The organism is Cupriavidus sp. JZ107, from assembly GCF_053903255.1.
Window position 1 is genome coordinate 72,881 of the sequence record NZ_CP096480.1, and the last position, 19,595, is coordinate 92,475.

The 19,595-nt window shown below is 67.1% G+C and carries 16 protein-coding genes; 6 read left to right on the forward strand and 10 right to left on the reverse strand.

The genetic code is table 11. The features are described from left to right. The first annotated feature begins 1 nt into the window (after nucleotide 1). From M1D55_RS00320 to M1D55_RS00330, 3 genes are all read left to right on the forward strand, one after another. A complete protein-coding gene (locus M1D55_RS00320) occupies nucleotides 2-2,104 on the forward strand; it encodes an acetate--CoA ligase family protein (protein ID WP_456280771.1) in 2,103 nt (700 codons plus the stop codon). Nucleotides 2,105-2,172: 68 nt separating this feature from the next. Next, nucleotides 2,173-2,979: an IclR family transcriptional regulator gene (locus tag M1D55_RS00325; protein WP_456280772.1), complete on the forward strand. Its 807-nt coding sequence runs from the start codon at nucleotides 2,173-2,175 to the stop codon at nucleotides 2,977-2,979. 90 nt (nucleotides 2,980-3,069) lie between these two features. After that, nucleotides 3,070-3,813, forward strand: coding sequence for a GntR family transcriptional regulator (locus M1D55_RS00330; RefSeq protein ID WP_023263358.1), 744 nt, complete (start codon nucleotides 3,070-3,072; stop codon nucleotides 3,811-3,813). A gap of 63 nt (nucleotides 3,814-3,876) precedes the next feature. On the opposite strand, the gene M1D55_RS00335 is transcribed toward M1D55_RS00330, so the two are convergent. From M1D55_RS00335 to M1D55_RS00350, 4 genes are read right to left on the reverse strand one after another with little or no spacing between them, the layout of a single operon-like run. Further along, nucleotides 3,877-4,620, reverse strand: coding sequence for an aspartate/glutamate racemase family protein (locus tag M1D55_RS00335; protein ID WP_023263357.1), 744 nt, complete (start codon nucleotides 4,618-4,620; stop codon nucleotides 3,877-3,879). A gap of 52 nt (nucleotides 4,621-4,672) precedes the next feature. Next, entirely contained in the window at nucleotides 4,673-6,100 is a 1,428-nt protein-coding gene (locus tag M1D55_RS00340) for an amidase (protein WP_456280773.1), read from the reverse strand. Next, the gene (gene hydA / locus M1D55_RS00345) at nucleotides 6,100-7,536 is read right to left on the reverse strand and encodes a dihydropyrimidinase (protein ID WP_456280774.1); all 1,437 of its coding nucleotides are present in this window, start codon (nucleotides 7,534-7,536) and stop codon (nucleotides 6,100-6,102) included. Before hydA ends, M1D55_RS00340 begins: the two co-directional genes overlap by 1 nt. 47 nt (nucleotides 7,537-7,583) lie before the next feature. Beyond that, on the reverse strand, nucleotides 7,584-8,924 hold the full coding sequence (locus M1D55_RS00350; protein WP_006575829.1) for an MFS transporter: 1,341 nt from the start codon (nucleotides 8,922-8,924) through the stop codon (nucleotides 7,584-7,586). Between the two features lie 492 nt (nucleotides 8,925-9,416). Between M1D55_RS00350 and M1D55_RS00355 the strand changes: the two genes are divergently transcribed. Next, nucleotides 9,417-10,388, forward strand: a complete 972-nt coding sequence (locus tag M1D55_RS00355) for a hypothetical protein (RefSeq protein WP_023263355.1) — start codon at nucleotides 9,417-9,419, stop codon at nucleotides 10,386-10,388. 31 nt (nucleotides 10,389-10,419) lie between these two features. Here the strand turns inward: M1D55_RS00355 and M1D55_RS00360 are convergent, their stop codons facing one another. Beyond that, on the reverse strand, nucleotides 10,420-11,337 hold the full coding sequence (locus tag M1D55_RS00360) for a LysR family transcriptional regulator (RefSeq protein WP_456280775.1): 918 nt from the start codon (nucleotides 11,335-11,337) through the stop codon (nucleotides 10,420-10,422). A 133-nt stretch (nucleotides 11,338-11,470) separates the two neighbouring features. On the opposite strand from M1D55_RS00360, the gene M1D55_RS00365 reads away from it, so the two are divergent. Further along, complete coding sequence (locus M1D55_RS00365) at nucleotides 11,471-12,259, forward strand: alpha/beta fold hydrolase (RefSeq protein ID WP_456281342.1); 789 nt, start codon at nucleotides 11,471-11,473, stop codon at nucleotides 12,257-12,259. Nucleotides 12,260-12,317: 58 nt separating this feature from the next. On the opposite strand, the gene M1D55_RS00370 is transcribed toward M1D55_RS00365, so the two are convergent. Beyond that, complete coding sequence (locus M1D55_RS00370) at nucleotides 12,318-13,163, reverse strand: tetratricopeptide repeat protein (RefSeq protein WP_456280776.1); 846 nt, start codon at nucleotides 13,161-13,163, stop codon at nucleotides 12,318-12,320. 269 nt (nucleotides 13,164-13,432) lie between these two features. Continuing rightward, entirely contained in the window at nucleotides 13,433-15,589 is a 2,157-nt protein-coding gene (locus M1D55_RS00375; RefSeq protein ID WP_082928638.1) for a TonB-dependent siderophore receptor, read from the reverse strand. 343 nt (nucleotides 15,590-15,932) lie between these two features. Between M1D55_RS00375 and M1D55_RS00380 the strand changes: the two genes are divergently transcribed. Next, entirely contained in the window at nucleotides 15,933-16,625 is a 693-nt protein-coding gene (locus M1D55_RS00380) for a phosphoribosyltransferase (protein WP_456280777.1), read from the forward strand. A 13-nt stretch (nucleotides 16,626-16,638) separates the two neighbouring features. Here M1D55_RS00380 and M1D55_RS00385 read toward each other — a convergent pair whose 3' ends face one another. The 3 genes from M1D55_RS00385 to M1D55_RS00395 are packed head-to-tail and all read right to left on the reverse strand — an operon-like array spanning nucleotide 16,639 to nucleotide 19,579. Next, nucleotides 16,639-17,178, reverse strand: coding sequence for a LeuD/DmdB family oxidoreductase small subunit (locus M1D55_RS00385; protein ID WP_006575821.1), 540 nt, complete (start codon nucleotides 17,176-17,178; stop codon nucleotides 16,639-16,641). Next, entirely contained in the window at nucleotides 17,175-18,482 is a 1,308-nt protein-coding gene (locus M1D55_RS00390) for a 3-isopropylmalate dehydratase large subunit (protein WP_456280778.1), read from the reverse strand. Before M1D55_RS00390 ends, M1D55_RS00385 begins: the two co-directional genes overlap by 4 nt. Continuing rightward, the gene (locus tag M1D55_RS00395) at nucleotides 18,479-19,579 is read right to left on the reverse strand and encodes a tripartite tricarboxylate transporter substrate binding protein (RefSeq protein ID WP_456280779.1); all 1,101 of its coding nucleotides are present in this window, start codon (nucleotides 19,577-19,579) and stop codon (nucleotides 18,479-18,481) included. Before M1D55_RS00395 ends, M1D55_RS00390 begins: the two co-directional genes overlap by 4 nt. Nucleotides 19,580-19,595: the final 16 nt, after the last annotated feature.

The window sequence follows — 19,595 nt, forward strand, 5'->3', positions numbered from 1 at the left end:
CATGAATGCCATCCAACGACTCGTCAGTCCGCGCAGCGTCGCGGTGATCGGTGCGTCGGCCGATCCCGCCAAGACGGCCGGCCGTCCGGTGTCCTACCTGCGCAAGCACGGCTTCGGCGGCGCGATCTATCCGGTCAACCCGAAGGTCGAATCGATCGACGGCTTGCGCTGCTATCCCGATATCGCGTCGCTGCCGGAGGTGCCGGACGTCGGCATCGTGCTGCTCGGCGCCGAGCGCGCGCATCTGGCGGTGCGCGAACTGGCCGACAAGGGAGCGGGCGCCGCCATCGTGCTGGCGAGCGGCTATACCGAGACCGGTGCCGAAGGCGCGCGGCGCCAGGCGCAGCTGATCGAGGCGGCCGGCAGCATGCGCCTGCTTGGCCCCAACACGATCGGCCTGGTCAATCTGACCGACAACATCCCGCTGTCGGCCAGCGGCGCGCTGGAAATGGACGCGTTTCCCGCCGGCAATATCGGCGTGGTATCGCAAAGCGGCGGCATCCTTGGCGCGTTGCTGTCGCGCGCGGCGGCACGGGGCATCGGTCTTTCCAAGCTGATCTCCACCAGCAACGAGGTGGACCTGGACCTGGCCGACTTCATGGACTACCTGGCTGACGACGATGCGACGCACGTGGTGGCGCTCTACATCGAAAGCGTGCGCAATCCCGAGGCGTTTCGCCGCGCCGCGCTGAAGTGCGCCCGTGCCGGCAAGCCAGTGGTCGCCTTCAAGATCGGCCGATCGGAGAGCGGCGCGCGCGCCGCGGTGTCGCATACCGGTGCGCTCGCCGGCGCGGACCGCATGTACGACGCACTGTTCGAGCAGCTGGGCGTGATTCGCGCGCAGTCGTTCTCCGACCTGCTGGACATCCCCGCGGCACTGGCCACAGGCCGCAAGCTCGAGGGCAAGCGCATCGCGATCCTCACTTCGACCGGCGGCGCGGGAACGCTGGTATCCGACAGCCTCGGCCTGGCCGGATTCGACACGCCGCCGCCGGACGAGGACACCGCGCCGAAGCTGCGCGCGTTGCAGAAGGGCGACCATGCCGCGCTCGACCGCAATCCGATCGATGTCACGCTGGCGGGGCTGCAGCCCGATCTGCTGCGCGCGGCGATTCGCACGCTGCTCGACAGCAAGGGTTACGACGCGGTGGCCGTCATCGTCGGTTCGTCGGGCGTGGCCATGCCGGACCTGATGGCCAATGCGATCGGCGATTGCCTGGCCGAGACCGACAAGCCGGTGGTCGCCTACGTCAGTCCGCATGCGCCGCAGGCGCTTGCGCTGCTGAACCGCAACGGCGTGCCGGCCTTTGCCGACCCGGAGGGCTGTACCGTTGCGTTCGATGCGATGCTGCGCGCGGCACGGCTCCCAGCCGACGAGGACGCCGGTACCCCGGCGCCGCCGGCACCGCAACTGGATCGCTTCGGCACGGGTTCGCTCGACGAAGCGGCCGCAAAGGCGCTGTTCGCCGCCTTTGGCGTGCCGGTCGCTCGCGAGGTCGTGGTCCGCAATGGCGACGAGGCGGCCGCCGCGGCGCAGTCCTTCGGCGGCAACGTCGTGCTGAAGATGCTGTCCGCCGAGGTCACGCACAAGAGCGATATCGGCGGGGTCGCGGTCAATGTTCCGCCCGAGGACATCGCCGCCCGGCTCGAACGCATGGCCGCCGATGTCCGCGGCGCGACCGGCAGCGCGCCGAAGCGCTTTCTGGTGCAGGAAATGGTCAGGGATGGGGTCGAAGTCATTGTCGGCATGCACCGCGATGCGCTGGGCACGGCCATCCTGCTCGGCATGGGCGGCGTGACGGCGGAGCTGTTCAGCGACACCACGTTGCGGCTGCTGCCCAGCAACGGTGGACTGACGCGCGCCGCTGCGTTGCAGATGGTGCAGCGCCTCAAAACCGCCCCGTTGCTGCAGGGCTTTCGTGGCCGGCCGACCGCCGACCTCGATGCGCTGGCCGATGCCATCGTGGCGTTCTCGCGCATGGTGGCCACGCTGGGCGACAGGCTGGTGGAGGCCGAGATCAATCCACTGTTCGTGCTGCCGCAAGGGCGGGGCGTGGTCGCGGCGGACGGCGTGGCGGTACTGGCCGACGGCGACAACCGCTGAGTGGCATCGGCATGGATCACGCGGCGGCCGCTATCATTGGCAGCCTCTGCGATGCCCCGACGTTGATCATGCCGAACAGCCGCCCCCAGCTCGCGCGCACCCTGCCCGGTAAGGGCAAGGCGACGCCGAACCGGTCCCTGGAGCGGGGCGTGGCGATCCTGCGCGCGTTCCGCGCCGGTTCGTCGATGCTCGGCAACAGCGAGATCGCCGAGCGCACCGGGCTGTCGCGCTCGACCGTCAGCCGGCTGACCCAGACGCTGGTCGAGACCGGCATGCTCGACTACATCCCGCAGGCCCGTGCGTATCGCCTTGGCGTGCCGGTGCTCAGCATGGCGCATGCGATGCGGGACAGCTCCCAGGTTCTCAAGGTGGCCACGCCGATGATGGTGGACGTCGCGATGCGCCACCGCATCAATGTCGGCCTGGCCGTCGCCGATGGCGACGAGATGGTCTACCTCGAATCGTTCCGCTACAACCGCAGGCAATCGCTGCGTACCGTCGTGACGGGCCAGCGCATTCCGATGGCGCTGACATCGCTGGGCCGCGCCCATCTGTCGACGCTGGGCCCCGACGATTTCGCCCGGATGATGGCGTCGTTCGCGAGCAAAGGCGGCGGCCGCGGCTGGCGCGAGCTGCGCAAGGAGATCGAGGCGGCGGTGGACTCGGTGCATCGGCACGGCTACTGCGCGGCCTCGTGGCAGCCCCAGGTGGTGGCCCTGGCCACGCCGATGCGGTTTGACGGCTACGCGGTCCATGTGCTGAACGTCAGCGTTTCCGGGCAGCAGGACATGGCGGCTGCGCAGTCAGCACTGGCGGGGCCGCTGATGTCGCTGGCGGCGGCGATCGAACAGGGAATGCGCGGCGTGCAGTGGTGAGAGGGCGGGCGGATTGTTTGCGCTGCCGATATACACTCGTCGCGCCGCCGCCGTACAATAGTCGCTCCACAGCCCGCATCCGGATTGACCATGCCTCGAGCGAAAGCCGCGCGCCTCGACACCGACAGCCCTGCCGAACCGCTGGACGACGGCAAGACCGTGTCCGGCATCCAGGTGGACGAGATCGCCGAGCGTGTCCTGGTCGCGATCTGGGAGCACCGCCTGCCGCCGGGGACCAAGCTGGTCGAGGAGAAACTGGCCAGCGTGTTCGGCGTCAGCCGGACCAAGGTGAGGCTGGCCTTCACCAAGCTCGCCCACGAGGGCGTGGTGACGGTGTATCCGAATCGCGGCACCTTCGTCTCCAGCCCCAGCGTGCAGGAGGCCCGCCAGGTCCTGCATGCGCGGCGGCTGATCGAGCCGGAACTGGCGCGCGACCTCGCGGCCGGCATGACGCGGGAGCGCCTGCGGCCGCTGCGCGCGATCACGCGCGAGGAGGCGCAGGCGCGGCGCAAGAATGACCGCCGCACCATCATTCGCCTGTCCGGCGAATTCCATGCGCGGCTCGCCGACCTGTCCGAGAACCAGTACCTGGCGAAATATCTGCGCGAGCTGTGCTCGCTGACCTGCCTGATCATCGCGCTGTACGATGCGCCGGGCGTCCCGTCGTGCCCGCATCACGAGCACGACGACATTCTCGATGCGCTGGAAGCGGGAGACGGCGAACGTGCGGCGACGCTGATGACCGAGCATCTGGCGCATGTCGAAAGCACGCTGCATCTGGACGCGCCGGCCGACGAGGAGGTCGATCTGGAGGCGGTCTTCGCCTCCGTCTGACGCGGCCGCGGCCGCGTTCCGCGGACCAACGACCCTACGACAGAACGCCCCGACGGCTAACGTCTAGCGATGCTCGATGCGGGCCGCCAGCGCATCGGGGAGCCTCAACGTGGGCTTGGCATCGGGACGGCGGAACGTACCGGCGGTCGCCTTGCGCGTGTTCAATGCAACCAGTCCCTCGGCCTGCTTGACGGCGGCCGCCATCTGATCGACCACGGGCACCGGGATGCGGTCGCGCACCCGCGCCGCCAGCCCGGCCAGCGGCGCGCCGGCGAGGATCACCACATCGGCCTCGTCCTCGGTGACCGCGCGATTGGCCAGCGCCACGAGCAACGCTTCCTTCTCGTCCTGCACATCCGATACCGACGCGAAGGCGTCGTCGAGCATGCGGATGCCGGCCAGCCGGCCGCGCAGCCCATGCATGTCGACGCACTCCTCGTACCACGGGCCCAGCGCGCGGGCGAAGGTGACGATGGCAAAGCGCCGCCCGAGCATGCAGGCGCTCAGCATCGCGGCCTCCGCCATGCCGACGACCGGCAGGTCGAACAGTTCGCGCGCGCCAAGCAGGCCCGGGTCGCCAAACGCCGCGATGATCGCGGCATCGACGTTCACATGGTGTTCGGCGAGCATCTCCAGCGCGATGGCGCCGCCGATCTGCGCCTCGGCACGGGTGGCGATATAGGGTACGCCGCGCGGGGCGGTCAACGGCACCAGTTCGGTACCGGGGGCGGCGGCGTCGCTGCCCGCGGCCATCAGTCGTGCCGTGATGCCTTCGCTGGTATTGGGGTTCAGGACAAGGATGCGCATGGTGTCTTGGGATGGAATCGCGGGTTCGTCAGGCTCGGTCCCGGCGGCCGTGTCAGCCGGCCGCCAACAATTGTTCGATCAGCCGCGCCGCTGCCAGCACGCGCCAGTCGGCGCCGCGCGGACCGGCAATCTGCAGTCCGACCGGCAGGCCGTCGCGTCCCGTGCCGCACGGCACCGAAATCGCGGGTGCCTGGGCGTGATTGAAGAACGGCGTGAAGACGGCATGCGCCCGCGGCTCGACCGCGACGCCGCCGATCCGCTCGGGACCAAGGCGGTCGTTGGGCCATGCCACGCAAGGCGTGGTCGGACACAGCAGCAAGTCATGTTCGGTGAAGAATGCCGCCAGCGCCAGGCCGATGCGGCGGCTGGCTTCGCGTGCGCGCGCAACCTCGGCGCCGCTCCAGGTGAAGCCGCGCTCGATCTGCCGCGCGATGTCGGGATCGAAGCGATCCGGATCGCGTCGCCACGCGTCGCCATGGAGATTGGCCAGGCCGACATGCTGCAGTGGCATCAATGCCGCTTCGCCGGCCCCGTCGGGCCAGACCGGATCCTGCCGCGCCACGCGAAGGCCCGGCACGCCCGCCGCACGCAGTCTTGCCACCGCCGCCTCGAACGCCTCGGCCACGTCGTCGTCCACCGGCGTGTCGAGACCCAGGCGGGGACTGACAGCGATGCGAAGCCCATCCAGCGGTCCGGCAGGGGCACACCGAAAGCCGGCCGAATCGGGGTCGCGCGGATCGGGCCCGCACAGCACGCGGAACATCAGCGCGGCATCGTCGACGGTGCGCGCGATCGGCGCCATCACCTGGATGCCGGGAAACGCGTGCGGGAAGCCGGCCGCATCGGGAATGGCGCCAAAGGACGGCTTGAAGCCGACCACTCCGGCATGGGCCGGTGGCCGTCGGCTGGAGCCACCGCCGTCCGTGCCCAGCGCCAGCGGCGCCATGCCGGCGGCCACCGCCACCGCGCAGCCGCCCGACGAGCCGCCGGCCGTCAGCGCGGTGTCTTGCGGATGCCGCGTCGGGCCATAGACCTTGTTGGTGGTCAGGCCCTTGCAGGCGAACTCCGAGGTGTTGCCCATGCCAAGGACGATGGCGCCCGCCGCGCGCAGCCGTTCTACCGCAATCGCATCAGCCGGCGCGACGAAGTCGCGGTACAGCAAGGAACCCTGCGTCACGCGGCGCCCGCGCACCCACACGACGTCCTTGACGATCACCGGCACGCCGGCAAGCGGCGGCCGTTCGCCCGCGGCCAGGCGCTCGCGCAGTTGCGCGACGTCGGCGTCGACCAGGTCGCGGCGCTCCTCGAACACCGCATTGAGCTCACCATTGCGCGCGTCGATCCGTGCTTGAAATGCCGACACCACGGCGCCGGGATCGAGTTCGCCGGCGTTGACCTGGGCGGCGATGGCGGCGGCGTTCGGATAGGGCGGTGCGTTGTCGCAGCGCGTTTCGTGCTCGGTGCGATTCGGATGGGGCATCAAAGGCTTCCTCCCGAAGTGCGATAGCGCGGCTTTGCCATCTCCGGCAGCGCGCAGGGCAGGAACTCGCCGTGCCCCGCCGTCGCCGTCAGCCTGCCTTCGTGCGCGACCACCTTGCCGCGCACCAGCGTCGTGACGGGCCAACCCTTGACGCGCGTGCCCTCGTACGGCGTGTAGTCGACCGCGTGGTGCAGGTCCGCGTTGCGGATGACGACCTCGCGTGCCGGATCCCAGATCGCCAGATCGGCGTCCGCGCCGATCGCGATCGTGCCCTTGCGTGGATGCAGGCCGTAGAGCTTGGCCGGGTTGGTCGAGGTCAACGCGACGAACTGGTTCAGCGAAATGCGTCCGCCTCCGACACCCTCGGAGAACAGCAGCGGCAGCCGCGTCTCGAGCCCGGGGATGCCATTCGGAATATAGCGGAACGGCACCTGCTCGCCGCCCGGCTGCTTGCCCTGCGGATCGTCGTAGCGGAACGGCGCATGATCCGACGAGAAGATCGTGAACAGGCCATCGGCCAGGCCGTCCCAGATCACCTCCTGGTTGGCGCGGTCGCGCGGCGGCGGGCTGCAGACGCATTTGGCGCCGTGGTAGCCGGGCTGATCGAGATCCGAGGCGGTCAGGAACAGGTACTGCGGACACGTCTCGGCGAAGATCTTCATGCCGCGCGCTCGGCTCCAGCGGATCTGCTCGACCGCTTCGCGCCCGGATACATGGACGATCAGGATCGGCACGTCGACCAGCTCCGAGAAGGTGATGGCGCGGTGCGTGGCCTCGCGCTCGATCGCCATCGGCCGCGCGATCGCATGAAAGCGTGGCGCGGTCTTCTGTTCGGCCTCCAGCCGGTCGGTCAGCCAGGCGATGCAATCGGAGTTCTCGGCGTGGATCATCACGAGTGCGCCTTCCTGGCGTGCCACCGTCAATACCTCGAGGATCTCGCGGTCGCCCAACTTCAGGTCGTCGTAGGTCATGTAGACCTTGAACGAGGTGTAGCCCTTGCGGATCAGGCCGGGCAGCTCCTCGCGCAGAACCGTCTCGGTCGGGTCGGACACGATCAGGTGGAAGGCGTAGTCCACCACGGCGCGTCCTTCGGCACGGCGATGGTAGTCGGTCACGGCCGCGCGCAGCGACTGGCCTTTTTCCTGGGCGGCGAACGGAATGACGGTGGTGGTGCCGCCGCATGCGGCCGAGATCGTGCCCGACTCGAAGTCGTCCGCCATCTTCAGGCCATCGGGCATCGGCTGGTCGAGATGGCAATGCGCATCGACACCGCCGGGCAGTACCAGCTTGCCGCTTGCATCGATCACGTCGCGGGCACTGCCCAGGTCGTGGCCGAGTTGCACGATGCGGCCGCCGGCGATCGCGATGTCGCATTGGACGGTGTCGCTGGCGGTCACCACCGTGCCGTTGCGGATCAGAAGGTCGAACTGTTTCACAGGAATCTCATGACGGTTGTTGTTCTGGCGCGGGTCGCCCCGCGCGTTCAGCGCGCGGCCTCGTTGCCGAGGTCGGACAGGCGCGCCCGTGCCGTTTCGCGTGCGACGCCGGCGGCGACCGCAATCAGCACGCAGACCACGGCCAGGTAGATGGCGACCGGCGTGCTGCTGCCGAAGCGGTCCAGCAGGCCCACCGCGATCAACGGGGCCAGCGCGCCGCCGAACACGCCGGCGAACTGGAAGCCCAGCGAGGCGCCGGTGACGCGCACCTGCGTGGCGAACAGCTCCGGCAGGAAGGAAGCGAGCGGCGAGAACATGAAGGACACCAGCACCATGCCGATGAACGAGGCCAGCATGATCAGCGCCGGGCTCAGCGTATGCACCAGCGCGAAGAAGCCGAACGCCCACAGCGCGCCACCGATGCCGCCGATCATCAGCACCGGGCGCCGGCCGATGCGGTCGGCCAGCACGCCGGCCACGGGGATGAACAGAATCTGCGCGACGGCCCCGAGCAATACGGCATTGAGCGCGATGCTCTTGGGCAGGCCGAGCTTGGTCGGCACGTAGTACAGCAGGAACAGCGTGAAGACGTAGAAGGCGATATCGCCGCCCAGGCGCGCACCGAAGGCGATCAGCAGCTGCTTCTTGTAGTGGCGCAGCACCTCGGCGATCGGCGCGCGCGCTTCGGCATGCTGGGCCTCGGCCTTCTCGAACACGGCGGACTCGCGCACATTGGCGCGGATGTACATGCCTACCGCGACCAGCAGGGCGCTCAGCAGGAACGGCACACGCCATCCCCAGCTCAGGAACGCTTCCTCCGACACCATCCACGTCACCAGCGCGAAGACACCGTTGGCGAGCAGCAGCCCGATCGGCGCCGCCAGCTGCACCAGGCTGCCCAGCAGTCCGCGCCGCCGGCCTTCGGGGTCGAGTTCGTTGACCATGATCGCGGCACCGCCCCACTCCCCGCCCAGTGCAAGGCCCTGGATCACGCGCAGCAGCACGAGCAGCAACGGCGCCAGCATGCCGACGCTGCCGTAGGTCGGCAGCAGCCCGATGCCGAAGGTCGCCAGGCCCATCATCAGCAGCGTGACGATCAACACGGACTTGCGGCCGAACTTGTCGCCGAAGTGGCCGAAGATCGCCGCGCCCAGCGGCCGCGCGACAAACGCGACGCCGTAGCTGGCGAAGGACAGCAACGTCGCCGTCAGCGGATCGCTTTGCGGGAAGAACAGCTTCGGAAAGACCAGCGCGGCGGCCGATCCGTAAATGAAGTGGTCGTAGAACTCCAGCGTGGTCCCCGCCACGCTGGCACCGGCGACCCGCGCGACCGATTGGGGACGGTCCTGCGCGGTACGCGCGGCTGCGTCGACACTGACTGCTTGCATGATGCGTTCTCCTCCGGAGGGGCCGCCTGTCGGCGGTCGGCATGTTGGCGTAGTGGGTGGGACTGCCGCATCCGTGCCGTCGGCACGGCCCTCGCATGGCGTCTCACTGCCCCGTACAGTAGTCTAATAACCGCCATACAATCAAGACGAAAATTGTTTGTCGAAAGTGGTGCGTATGCATGCCGGATATTGGTGCGGTGCACCGATTCCGTGCCTCGGCACGGGCTTGCCGGCCAACGGCGGCAAGGGTTTGCGGGAAGGAGCGCAGCATGGCCGCGGCGCGGTGCGCAGGCGGGGGAGCCGCCGAGTACGGTTCCCCGGCTAGGGAAAACGAGGAGGGCGGCCGGTTGTGGGACGCAGTGCTGCCGTCACACGGCGACGAACGCGAGGCTCAACAACTTCGCCCTCGTGCCGATATCCGAATGATCCGCACCGGTGTGTGGATCGTCGGCGGTCCCGACGCTATCGAACGCCTATACCGAAACAAACAACATGCTCAAGGCAGCCATCTACAGGGTCATTCCGGTCGCGCTATGTATCGCCACGCTGGCCGGCTGTGCCACGTTCAACAATTCCGAGCCCTTTCCCAAGGAACAGAAGCAAGTGGCGGTGGATATCAGCAAGGAGATGCCGTCGACGTGGTCGGAAATGCCGACCGGTGTCTATGCCGTGCCGAATACCCGCCTGCTGGTCAGCGGCCATCAGACCGGTTCCGGCGCCGCCATGCTGTTTGGCCCGCTCGGCGTGCTGGTCGGCAGCGCGATCAATGCGGAGCGCGCGAAGTCGCTGCTCGGCGATGACAAGGCGATCGCCGACCACGATATGGTCGCGGTCACCGAGAAGCTGCTCAAGGAAGGACTTGCAGCCGACGGCGCCGCCACGCTGACTTACGGCCCGGCCGCCGCTGGCGCCTCGCAACTGACGCTGACCCCGTTCGGCGTGCTCAGTTACATCAACGACAAGGACGTTCGGCCGTATGTCGTGGTCCGAACCGCGCTGAAGGACGCGTCGGGCAAGCAGCTCTGGAGCACGCGCTATATCTCCGCCAGCGCGGAAGCCAAGCCATTCGCGGGTGAGAGCGGCTGGTTTGCCGATAATGCGAAGTCGCTCCGCGCGGCGCTCGACCAGTCGCTGAAGCGAAGCATCGACGTGATGCTGCGCGATATCGCCGGCAAGACGCTGCGCGACGCGACGAAGTGGACCTACGTCAGTGGGCAATATGCCTTCGTCAAGGAACCGCTGAAGGTCAAGGGCACCGTCGTTGTCGACGAGCCTGACTACATTGCGTTCACCCCTCGGCTCGGCGACGTGATCGTATTCACCGGGGTCAATATCTTCGACCGCAAGATCGTGTCGATTGCCGAGGCGACCGAGCAGGATCCGAACTTCGCCAAGTACGAGCCGATGCCCGTCGAGCCCGCGAAGAGCGCGGCCACGACGGTGTCGGCGCCGGCGGCCCAGTAGTCGGCTTCCGCGTTACGCGCCTGGCGGCCATTCAACGGCTGCGGCGCGGCGCCGCGCGAAATCGCGGCGCCGCCTTGCCCAGATGCTCCCACAGCCGGTTCGCGACGGGCCCATGCGGCCTGTCGCGCCGGCGGGCGGCAACCAGCTCCTCGATGCGCCCCGGCAGATAGCGGCCAGCGATCGACAACAGCCTTCCTTCGGCCAATTCCCGTTCGATCAGGAAGCGGGGCAGATGGCCCCACGCCATGCCCTGCACGATGATCTCCTTCTTCATCATCGGATCGGGCACCGTACACTGCGGCGCGCCTGCGACGACGAAATGCTCCTGAGCCAGCGGACGGCGGGCGCTGTCGCGGATCACGCATTGCGTCAGCGCGCGCAATTGCTCCGGGCGGATCGCGCGCGAGATCGGGAATGGCAGGAAACCGGGCGCCACAACGGGAATCAACTCGATCCTGCACAGGTCCAGCCATTCGACCCGCGTGTCGCTCTTGTCGATCCGATGCACGATCAGATCGGCTTCGCCGTCGAACAGGCGCTCCCACGGTCCGGTCACCGCTTCGACATGCAAGTCCAGCCGCGTTGCCGGATGTTGCGCGAAGAACGGGCTCAGCAGCCCCAGCGTCTGTGACGGCGGACACAGGTCGCCGATCACCACACGCAGTTCGCTTTCCTCTCCCATCGCCAATTGCTCGGCATGAAGCTGCAGCGCATGTAGCTCGCGCAGCAACGACTGTGCGTGCCGATGAAAGGCACGCCCCGCCTCGGTCGGGGTGACCCGGTACCCGCTGCGATCGAGCAACGCCAATCCGAGCTGCCGCTCGAGCCTTGCCACAGCCGCGAATACCGCAGGATGGGTTCGATGCAAGACCGCAGCGGCTGCCTGGAAGCCTCCTTCGCGGACGACGGCGTCGAAGCACTGCAGGTCTTGCAACGTGAAGCGGGACATTGTTCGGTTTCCTGACAGAGAGTGTGGGAACTTTGTAATTTTCTCAGAATCGCTGCGCGACTACGATGGCTTCCGTGATAGGCCCGGCCGCCGATGGGCGATGGGCCTTCTTCAACCTTCCAGGAGAACCGAGATGCCAGCGTTGTCGACCTTCACCACCAGCGATGCCCAACGGATTGCCTACCGCCTCGAAGGCGAGGCCGGCCGCCCCGTGCTGATGCTGTCCAATTCGATCGCGACCGATATGTCGATGTGGGACGGCGTGATGCCGCAATTGCTGCAGCGTTTCCGCGTGCTGCGCTACGACATGCGCGGCCACGGCGCCTCCGACGTACCGGCCGGCGCCTATTCGCTGGATCGGCTAGGACGCGACGCCCTGGAATTGATGGACGCGCTGGCGCTCGATCGCGTCCACTTCCTCGGCCTATCGCTGGGCGGCATGGTCGCGCAATGGCTAGGCATCCATGCCCCCGAGCGAATCGACCACCTGGTGCTCGCGCATACCGCCGCCTACCTCGGCCCGGCCGCGGATTGGGAGCCGCGCATTCAAACGATCCTGACCGCGACGCCGAACGAGACGGCCGACGCGTTTCTAGCGAACTGGTTTCCCGCCGAGATGCGCGAGAAGAACGACCCCGCGCTCGAGCCGTTTCGCAAGGCCCTGCTCGAGACCAAACCCCATGGCATCGCCGGCGCGCTCGCCGCGGTGCGTGACATGGACCTGCGACGCACCATCACGCTGATTTCACGACCGACGCTGGTGCTCGGCGGCAAGTTCGATACGGTGACCCGGGCCGAGCACAGCGAAGAGATCGCGGCCGCGATTCCGGGCGCGAAGCTGGTGTTGCTGCCGGCGGTGCATATGTCAAATGTGGAGAGGCCGCATGCGTTTCAGATGGCCCTTAACTCGTTCCTGCCCTGAACCATTTTGGCGACGCCGCCACCGCGTACAATAATGCCGGAAGCGGCCGCATCGATCCCTATTCGCTCCAAGAGAAGTTGCACCGCCGTTTCAACTCGGGTTCCTTCGGAGCAGTATCAGCCAAACCGGGCACCACAGCGATACTGTTTTTTAGGTATGAGCCGGCCTCTTCGAAGCGCCCCAGAGAGCACAGAATTTTGGTGGCATTGAGCGCCACGTTTCTTCGAAGTAGGTCGCCCTCAGGTGAATGTGAGATAGAGGTCGCGATACTTGCGAATGCAGCTTCGTTGTCTCCCAGTTGCATCTGGACGTAGGCCTTGCTGTTCCATGCATCGGCGCTATGAGAAGCCAGCGCAGTCGCGCTATCGAAGTATTGCAGAGCTAAGGCGAACTCTTTGTTGCGAAGTGCTTTTTTCCCGGCAGCGATGTACGCATCCGCGGAAGTTGCGGGGGTAAATAAGCGCGATGTCACAGATGCACTGGAACGCAATTGTCGAATCTTGGCGATCACGGTGGCCGCTTCCCGTTCGTCCGTGAAGACAACGTTCGCGAGCGCTGCCAGACTGTCTTCTGAAACGGAGTCTTTGTTTACAATTTGCTGATAATTTTGGACAAGGAATGTCGATTGGCGGATGTCGCGAGCAAGTTTCGCATCATCGCGACGCAGTCCAAGTTCCTGTTCCCTTTGATGGAGTTCCTGAGTTTTTGCATTGATGTCGAATTCTAGCCGCCTATTGGCATGTTGGTTGTTGCTAAGAAATGTGGCATATGCTACTGCCGCCATGCAACCAGAAATTAATAGCTTCGAGACAAGGTCCATCCAGAATGCCCGCTTGGTATAGGCGAGCTTTTCCTTCTCTAGGCGTAGCTTTTCATCTTCGATATTTTGATTTTCGATCATCATTCTTCTTGCGGTAGTGAGAAGATAGATATCGGCTGGGAGCGTGCTTCTATTGAGCCCTCTGACGACGGAACCATCAGGATGATTTCGTGATTACTCTCTCGTCTTAGCGGAAATTGGAGGACACGGGCCCTATTTTCGATACCAATGCGTGAAAAGCTTGGCAAGCTGAAATCGTTGTTTGATACCTCACAAAAAAAAACGCCGCCCAAAGGCGGCGCAATCAGGCTTCGTCCATTAGCCCAAGTGTCGATCATCTTTCCCAGCTCTGATCAGAAGCGGTAGGTAACGCTCCCCACCACCGTCCGCCGTGCGCCGAAGTAGCAGTCGCCGCGGGCGAGGCAGGTCGTCAGGTATTCCTTGTCGAACAGGTTGTTGACGTTCAGCGCGACGCGGACCGGGCCGTGGTCGTAGGCCAGCACGGCATCGACGAGCGTGGCGCTGCCCACCTTGTTGCGGTCGGTGCCGTCATAGCTGGCGCTGAAGTACCGCACGCCGGCGCCGGCCGAGAAGCCGGGCTTGTCGAACAGGTTGAACTTGTAGGTGCCCCACAGCGAAGCCATATGCTTCGGAATGCTGGCGATGCGCTTGCCGACTTCGACGGGATTGCCGGCGAGGATGCGGGTGTCGAGGTAGGTGTAGTTGGCGATCAGGTCGACCCGATTGCGCAGCGATGCGAGCGCCTCGATCTCGAAGCCGCGGGTGCGTGCCTCGCCGATCTGCACGGTGTCGGGCATGCCGTTGACGATGCCGGATGCGCGGCGGTTCTTCTCGCGCATGTCGAACACGGCCATCGTGACCATCGCGTTCTTGCCGGGCGGCTGGTATTTGATACCCGCTTCCCATTGCTTGCCGCGCAGCGGCTTCAGCGGACCTGCGCGGTTGTTGCCCGGCACACCCTGGAAGGACTCCGAATAGCTGATGTACGGATTCAGGCCGAAGTCGGTCTGGTACATCAGGCCGAAGCGCTTGGTCAGCTCATTGTCGTCGCGCGAACCGGCCGGCGTGTTCACTTGCGAGGCGCGCGACCAGTCGTAGCGCAGGCCGGCCATCAGCAGCCACTGGTTCCACGACATCTGGTCCTGCATATAGATGCCAGTCTGGATCTGCTTGGTGGGATTGACGTGGCCCAGCGTCGGCGCGATGTAATTGCCGTAGACCGGATTGACGATGTCGATCGGCGCGGCGCTGCCAGTACCGTTAATTCCCCGGCGGCCGTCGATATCGGCGTGCTGATAATCGATGCCCGTCAGCAGGGTATGGCCGACGCTGCCGGTGTGGAACTTGGCCTGTGCCTGGGTATCGACGAGGAAGGACCGCAGCCGCGGATTGTCCCAATAGACGGTACGGTTCAGCAGCCTGTCGCTGCCCGGCACCCAACCGCCGTTCGGCGCATTGAAACGCGCGTAGATGCTGCGGTAATCCACCGTGCTGTACGAATACCGCAGGTTCTGGCGGAACGTGAAGACCTCGTTCGCCTTGTGCTCGAACTGATAACCAATGGCCGCCTGTTCGGCCTTGAAGCGATCGAAGCCGGGCTCGCTGACGAAGAAGCTGTCGCGGATCTTCAGGCCGCCGGGATTCGGATACAGCATGCCCTGCCAGGGGAAGAACCCCGCGGTCGTATTGCTGTCATCGCGCTGGAAATTCGCCAGCAGCGTGAACGACGTATCGCTGTTCGGCCGATACGTCAGCGACGGCGCGATCAGGTAGCGATTGTCCTGGGCGAAGTCGACATGCGTGTCGCTGTCGCGCGCCAGCGCAACTAGCCGATACAGCCATTTGCCGTCCGCATCGAGCGGCCCGGTCAGGTCGGCCTGCACCTGCTTGCGGTTGTTGTTGCCGAACTGCACGCCGATCTCGCGCGCGGCTTCCGCTTGCGGGCGCTTGCTGACGAGGTTCAGGATGCCGCCGACCGCGCCCTGGCCGAACAGCATCGACGATGGGCCGCGCAGGACGTCGATCCGCTCCAGCGCATACACGTCGGGGCGGACATTGTTGTAGAAGCCGACCGCATTGAGCAGCCCGTCCTGGTATTGCGTGAAATCGGTACCGCGGAAGCGTCCCCAGTCGCCGCGATTGTCGTTGCCGTACAGGCCCGCGTGGACGCCCGCGGTATAGCCGATCGCCTGCTGCACCGATTGCGCGCCCTGCGCCTCGATGCGGTCGCGCGTGATCACGGTGATCGACTGCGGCGTTTCCATGACCGGCGTGTCGGTCTTGGTCGCGGTGGCGCTGCGCTTGGCGACGAAGCCGAAGACCGGGCCCGTGGCGGTTTCGTTGTCGCTGGTGGCGCGCACGGTGACCGCCGGCAATTCGGCGGCGGCCGTGGCACCGGCGGTGGCACCAGCGGTGGCGGAGGCAGGAGCGGCAGGCGCGGCAGCCGGCGCCGAAGCGTCGGCAGGCGCGGACTGCTGGGCCCACACCATGCCGGCGGCTTGCAGGCCCAGGGCGAGAGTCGTCAGGCGAAGGGCATGGCCGCGGTGGCGGCCACGGCGTTGGGTTGCGCGCTGTGGCATGGTCGGATCCGTCTATATTTTTTCAGAACGCCCGCGCAATGCCGCCGCGGTGCGGCAGCGCGGACCGTGACGTCGGTCCGTGCGGGTCGAAGGCCCAGTGGACGAACGATAAATGCGAATCGTTCTTGTTAACATTCGCATTGTAACGGCATGTGTCGAGCCGGACATAAAAGGGTGACCGCGCCACAGGGTTAATGCACCCGTGCGCACGCCGGAACCGCCCGGGGAGCACCAACAGGACAGGAGGGCCGCGATGCCGCTGCCGCCGTATTTCGCCGATCGCCGCGACGCCGGCGTCCATCTGGCGCGCCGCCTGAGCGAACTTGGCCATGCGAAGCGGGACGGAGAGCCGCCGCTGGTGCTGGCGCTGCCACGCGGCGGCGTGCCGGTCGCCTTCGAGGTGGCCCGCGCGTTGGGCGCCACGCTCGACATCCTGCTGGTGCGCAAGATCGGCGCGCCGGGCTATCCCGAACTGGCGCTGGGCGCGGTGGTCGAGGGCGACGCCACCGGCTCGCCGCCGCATACCGTCGCCAACGACGATGCATGGACGCGCCGCGCCGTCGACAGCGGTGCGTTCGAACTGGAACGTGGCCGGCAGTTGGCGGAGATCGCCCGGCGCCAGCAGCGCTATCGCGGCGGGGCGCCGGTGGCGGCGATGCGCGACCGGGTCGTGATCATGGTCGACGATGGCGTGGCGACGGGCGCGACGATGCGCGCCGCGCTGGAGAGCGCGCGCCATGCCGGGGCGGCTCGCGTGATTGCCGCGGTGCCGGTCGCGTCGGTCGAAGGGTTGGCGTCGCTGCGGGACGCGGCCGACGAATGCGTATCGCTGTCGGTGCCGGAAGATTTCGGCGCGGTGGGCGCGTATTACGCAGATTTCGAGCAGACCACCGACGATGAGGTGATGGCGTTGCTGCGCGAGGCTCGCAACGCCGAAAGGGGGTGAGGGCGAGGCATCGTCAGGCGCGCTGCTGCGCCAGCCGCCGCTTCAGATGCGGAATCAGCCCGCCGGCGCGCAGCATGTCGAGCAGGAACGGCGGGATCGGCTCGCATGGCACACGGCTGCCATCGGCCAGCACGATGGCGGCGCCGTCCAGATCCAGCGTTGCGCGTGCTCCATCGACCAGTCCGTCGGTATGCGTGCAGACCAGCGCCGGCAGGCCGAGATTCAGCGCATTGCGATAGAACAGGCCAGCGAACGAGGGCGCGATCACCGCGGCAACACCCAGATGGCGCAACGCCTGCGGCGCCTGTTCGCGCGACGAGCCGACGCCGAAGTGCCGTCCGCCGACGACGAGGTCGCCCGGCCGCACGGTCGCAGGGAATTCGGGGCGCAATCCGGCCAGGCAATGGCGCGCGATCTGCTCGATGCCGCCTTTCATCTGCGTGGCGGGCGCCATCGCATCGGTATCGACGTTATCGCCGAAGCGCCAGATACGGCCGGCGGTGCGATGGTCGGCGGCGGTATTGCCGGGTGTGTTCGTGCGGAGCGAGGTCATGACAGCAGCGTGCGCGGATCGGTGATGCGGCCCGTGACCGCCGATGCCGCCACGGTCATCGGCGAGGCAAGCCACACCGCGCTGCCGGCATCGCCCATGCGACCCGCGAAATTGCGCGCGGTCGAAGCAATCGCCCGCGTGCCGGCAGCAAAACGCGTGGGACCGTAGCCGGCGCAGGCGTTGCAGGCATTGGGCAGCAATTGGGCGCCGGCATCGAGCAGCGCCGCCAGCGTGCCTTCGCGCTCGGCCTGCTGCTGATCGCGCAGCGAGGCCGGCGCCAGTTGCAGCGACACCCCGGGCGCGACCTTGCGTCCGCGCAGGATGCGCGCAGCCATGCGCAGGTCGTCGAGCTTGGCGCCGGTGCAGGCGCCGAGATAGGCGACGTCGATCGTTTCGCCCTGGACCTCGGTCACCGGCGCGCCGTTGGCCGGCGAGTGGGGCGCGGCGACCTGCGGGGCCAGCGTGGTCGCATCGAAGCGAAGGGCCTGCAGCACCGGCGCATCGGCATCGCTGCGCCAATGCCCCATGTCGATCTGCCCCAGCGTGGCCGCGGGCACGCCGGCCTGTTCGAGCCATTGCAGCGTGGTGGCGTCCGGCGCGACCAGGCCCGTCTGCCCGCCCAGCTCCGCGCTCATATTGGTCAGCGTCATCCGTTCGTGCATCGACAGTGCGGTCACGGCCGTGCCGGCATATTCGATGGCCTCGTAGCGGCCGCCGCCCAGCCCGAGCCGCGCGCACAGGAACAGCATGATGTCCTTGGCGCAGACGCCGTCGGCCAGCGTGCCGTCCCATTCGATGCGGATGGTCTGCGGCACGCGCAGCCAGATCTCGCCGGTGGCAAGCACGCCCGCCATCTCGGTGGCGCCGATGCCGAACATATAGGCGCCGAACGCGCCACCGGTCGGGCTGTGGCTGTCGCCGCCGACGATGAACTGGCCCGGCAGCACGTAGCCGCGCTCGGGCAGCACCACGTGGCAGATGCCTTCGTTGTCGATCAGATGCGGCAGGCGCTGTTCGCGGACCCAGTCGCGCGTGAAGCGGACGATCGCCTCGGCTTCGGCATCGGCGGCGGGCACGAAGTGGTCGGTCACGACGACGAAACGTTCGGGGTCCCAGACCTTGGCGCCCAGCTCGCCCAGCAGCGGCGCGACGCGGCGCGGTCCGCTGGAATCGTGCGACATCGCCAGATCGACCTTGCAGGTGACCACGGTGCCTGGCGTCACGTGGTCCATGCCCGCTGCGCGGGCGACCAGCTTCTGCGCGAGGGTTTGCGCCGGGATGGACCCGGCGCCGGCACGGCTCATTCCACCTTGGCTCCCGAATAGCGGACCACGGTGGCCCAGCGCTTGATGTCCTGCTTGACGAAGGCGCTGAAGGCCTCCGGCGTGTTGGCGACGGGCTGCGCGCCATCGTTTTCCAGGCGCCTGGCCACCGCGGGCGTCTCCAGACCCCGTCGCGCGGCTTGATACAGGGTGCGCGTGACTTCCGACGGCAGGCCCGCCGGCCCGAACAGCCCGAACCAGGCGTTGGACTCGAAGCCCTTGACGGTCTGCGAGATCGGCGGCACGCCGGGCAGCTGCGGCAGCGGCGCCGGACTGGTGACGCCGAGCGCCTTCAGCTTGCCGGCCTTGATATGCGGCAGCACGTTCAGCGTGCTGGCGAACATCAGCTCGACGCGGCCCGACAGCAGGTCGGTGACGGCGGGCGTCGTCCCCTTGTACGGAATGTTGACGATGTACGTGCCGGTCATCATCTTGAACATGTCGCCGGCCAGATGCACCGACGAGCCGACCGCGCCGATGCCGAAGTTCAGCTTGCCGGGACGGGACTTGGCCAGCTGGATCAGCTCGGCGACATTGTTGGCCGGCACCGACGGATGGGCGACCAGCACGCTCGGCACGCTGGCGACCAGCGTGATCGGCGTGAAATCGGCGACCGGATCGAACGGCAGGTTCTTGTACAGCGTCGCGTTGATGGTATGGCTGGTGAAACTCATCAACAGCGTGCTGCCGTCCGGCGCGCTCTGTGCCACCAGTTCGGCGGCGATATTGCCGCCGGCACCCGGGCGGTTCTCGACCACGACGGACTGGTCCAGCAGCTTGCCCATCTCGGTGGCGATGGTGCGGGCCAGCGTATCGGTGGTGCCGCCGGCGGGCGCGCCGACCAGGATGCGGATCGGCTTGCCGCCGGCGATCTGGCCGAGGGGGGTGGCGGACGGGGCCGCTGTCCCCGACGTGCCCGACGGTCCGCTGTTACCGTTGGTCGCGCCGATGGCGAAGCCGGACGCGAGCAGTGCCAGCAGCGTCGCCGCGCCCAGGCCGAGCGCGGTGCGGCGGGTCTTGACGACGCCAGCGGCGAGGGCCGATGGCGAAAGGGAACGGCTGGCTCGTTGCAGCGGCATGACGCGTGTCTCCTTG

Bases quoted from the DNA above. Each gene is read 5' to 3' on its own strand.
- M1D55_RS00320 (WP_456280771.1), top strand. From the start codon at position 2: ATGAATGCCATCCAACGACTCGTCAGTCCGCGCAGCGTCGCGGTGATC.
- M1D55_RS00325 (WP_456280772.1), top strand. From the start codon at position 2,173: ATGCCGAACAGCCGCCCCCAGCTCGCGCGCACCCTGCCCGGTAAGGGC.
- M1D55_RS00330 (WP_023263358.1), top strand. From the start codon at position 3,070: ATGCCTCGAGCGAAAGCCGCGCGCCTCGACACCGACAGCCCTGCCGAA.
- M1D55_RS00335 (WP_023263357.1), bottom strand. From the start codon at position 4,620: ATGCGCATCCTTGTCCTGAACCCCAATACCAGCGAAGGCATCACGGCA.
- M1D55_RS00340 (WP_456280773.1), bottom strand. From the start codon at position 6,100: ATGCCCCATCCGAATCGCACCGAGCACGAAACGCGCTGCGACAACGCA.
- M1D55_RS00350 (WP_006575829.1), bottom strand. From the start codon at position 8,924: ATGCAAGCAGTCAGTGTCGACGCAGCCGCGCGTACCGCGCAGGACCGT.
- M1D55_RS00355 (WP_023263355.1), top strand. From the start codon at position 9,417: ATGCTCAAGGCAGCCATCTACAGGGTCATTCCGGTCGCGCTATGTATC.
- M1D55_RS00360 (WP_456280775.1), bottom strand. From the start codon at position 11,337: ATGTCCCGCTTCACGTTGCAAGACCTGCAGTGCTTCGACGCCGTCGTC.
- M1D55_RS00365 (WP_456281342.1), top strand. From the start codon at position 11,471: ATGCCAGCGTTGTCGACCTTCACCACCAGCGATGCCCAACGGATTGCC.
- M1D55_RS00370 (WP_456280776.1), bottom strand. From the start codon at position 13,163: ATGATGATCGAAAATCAAAATATCGAAGATGAAAAGCTACGCCTAGAG.
- M1D55_RS00375 (WP_082928638.1), bottom strand. From the start codon at position 15,589: ATGGTGTGGGCCCAGCAGTCCGCGCCTGCCGACGCTTCGGCGCCGGCT.
- M1D55_RS00380 (WP_456280777.1), top strand. From the start codon at position 15,933: ATGCCGCTGCCGCCGTATTTCGCCGATCGCCGCGACGCCGGCGTCCAT.
- M1D55_RS00385 (WP_006575821.1), bottom strand. From the start codon at position 17,178: ATGACCTCGCTCCGCACGAACACACCCGGCAATACCGCCGCCGACCAT.
- M1D55_RS00390 (WP_456280778.1), bottom strand. From the start codon at position 18,482: ATGAGCCGTGCCGGCGCCGGGTCCATCCCGGCGCAAACCCTCGCGCAG.
- M1D55_RS00395 (WP_456280779.1), bottom strand. From the start codon at position 19,579: ATGCCGCTGCAACGAGCCAGCCGTTCCCTTTCGCCATCGGCCCTCGCC.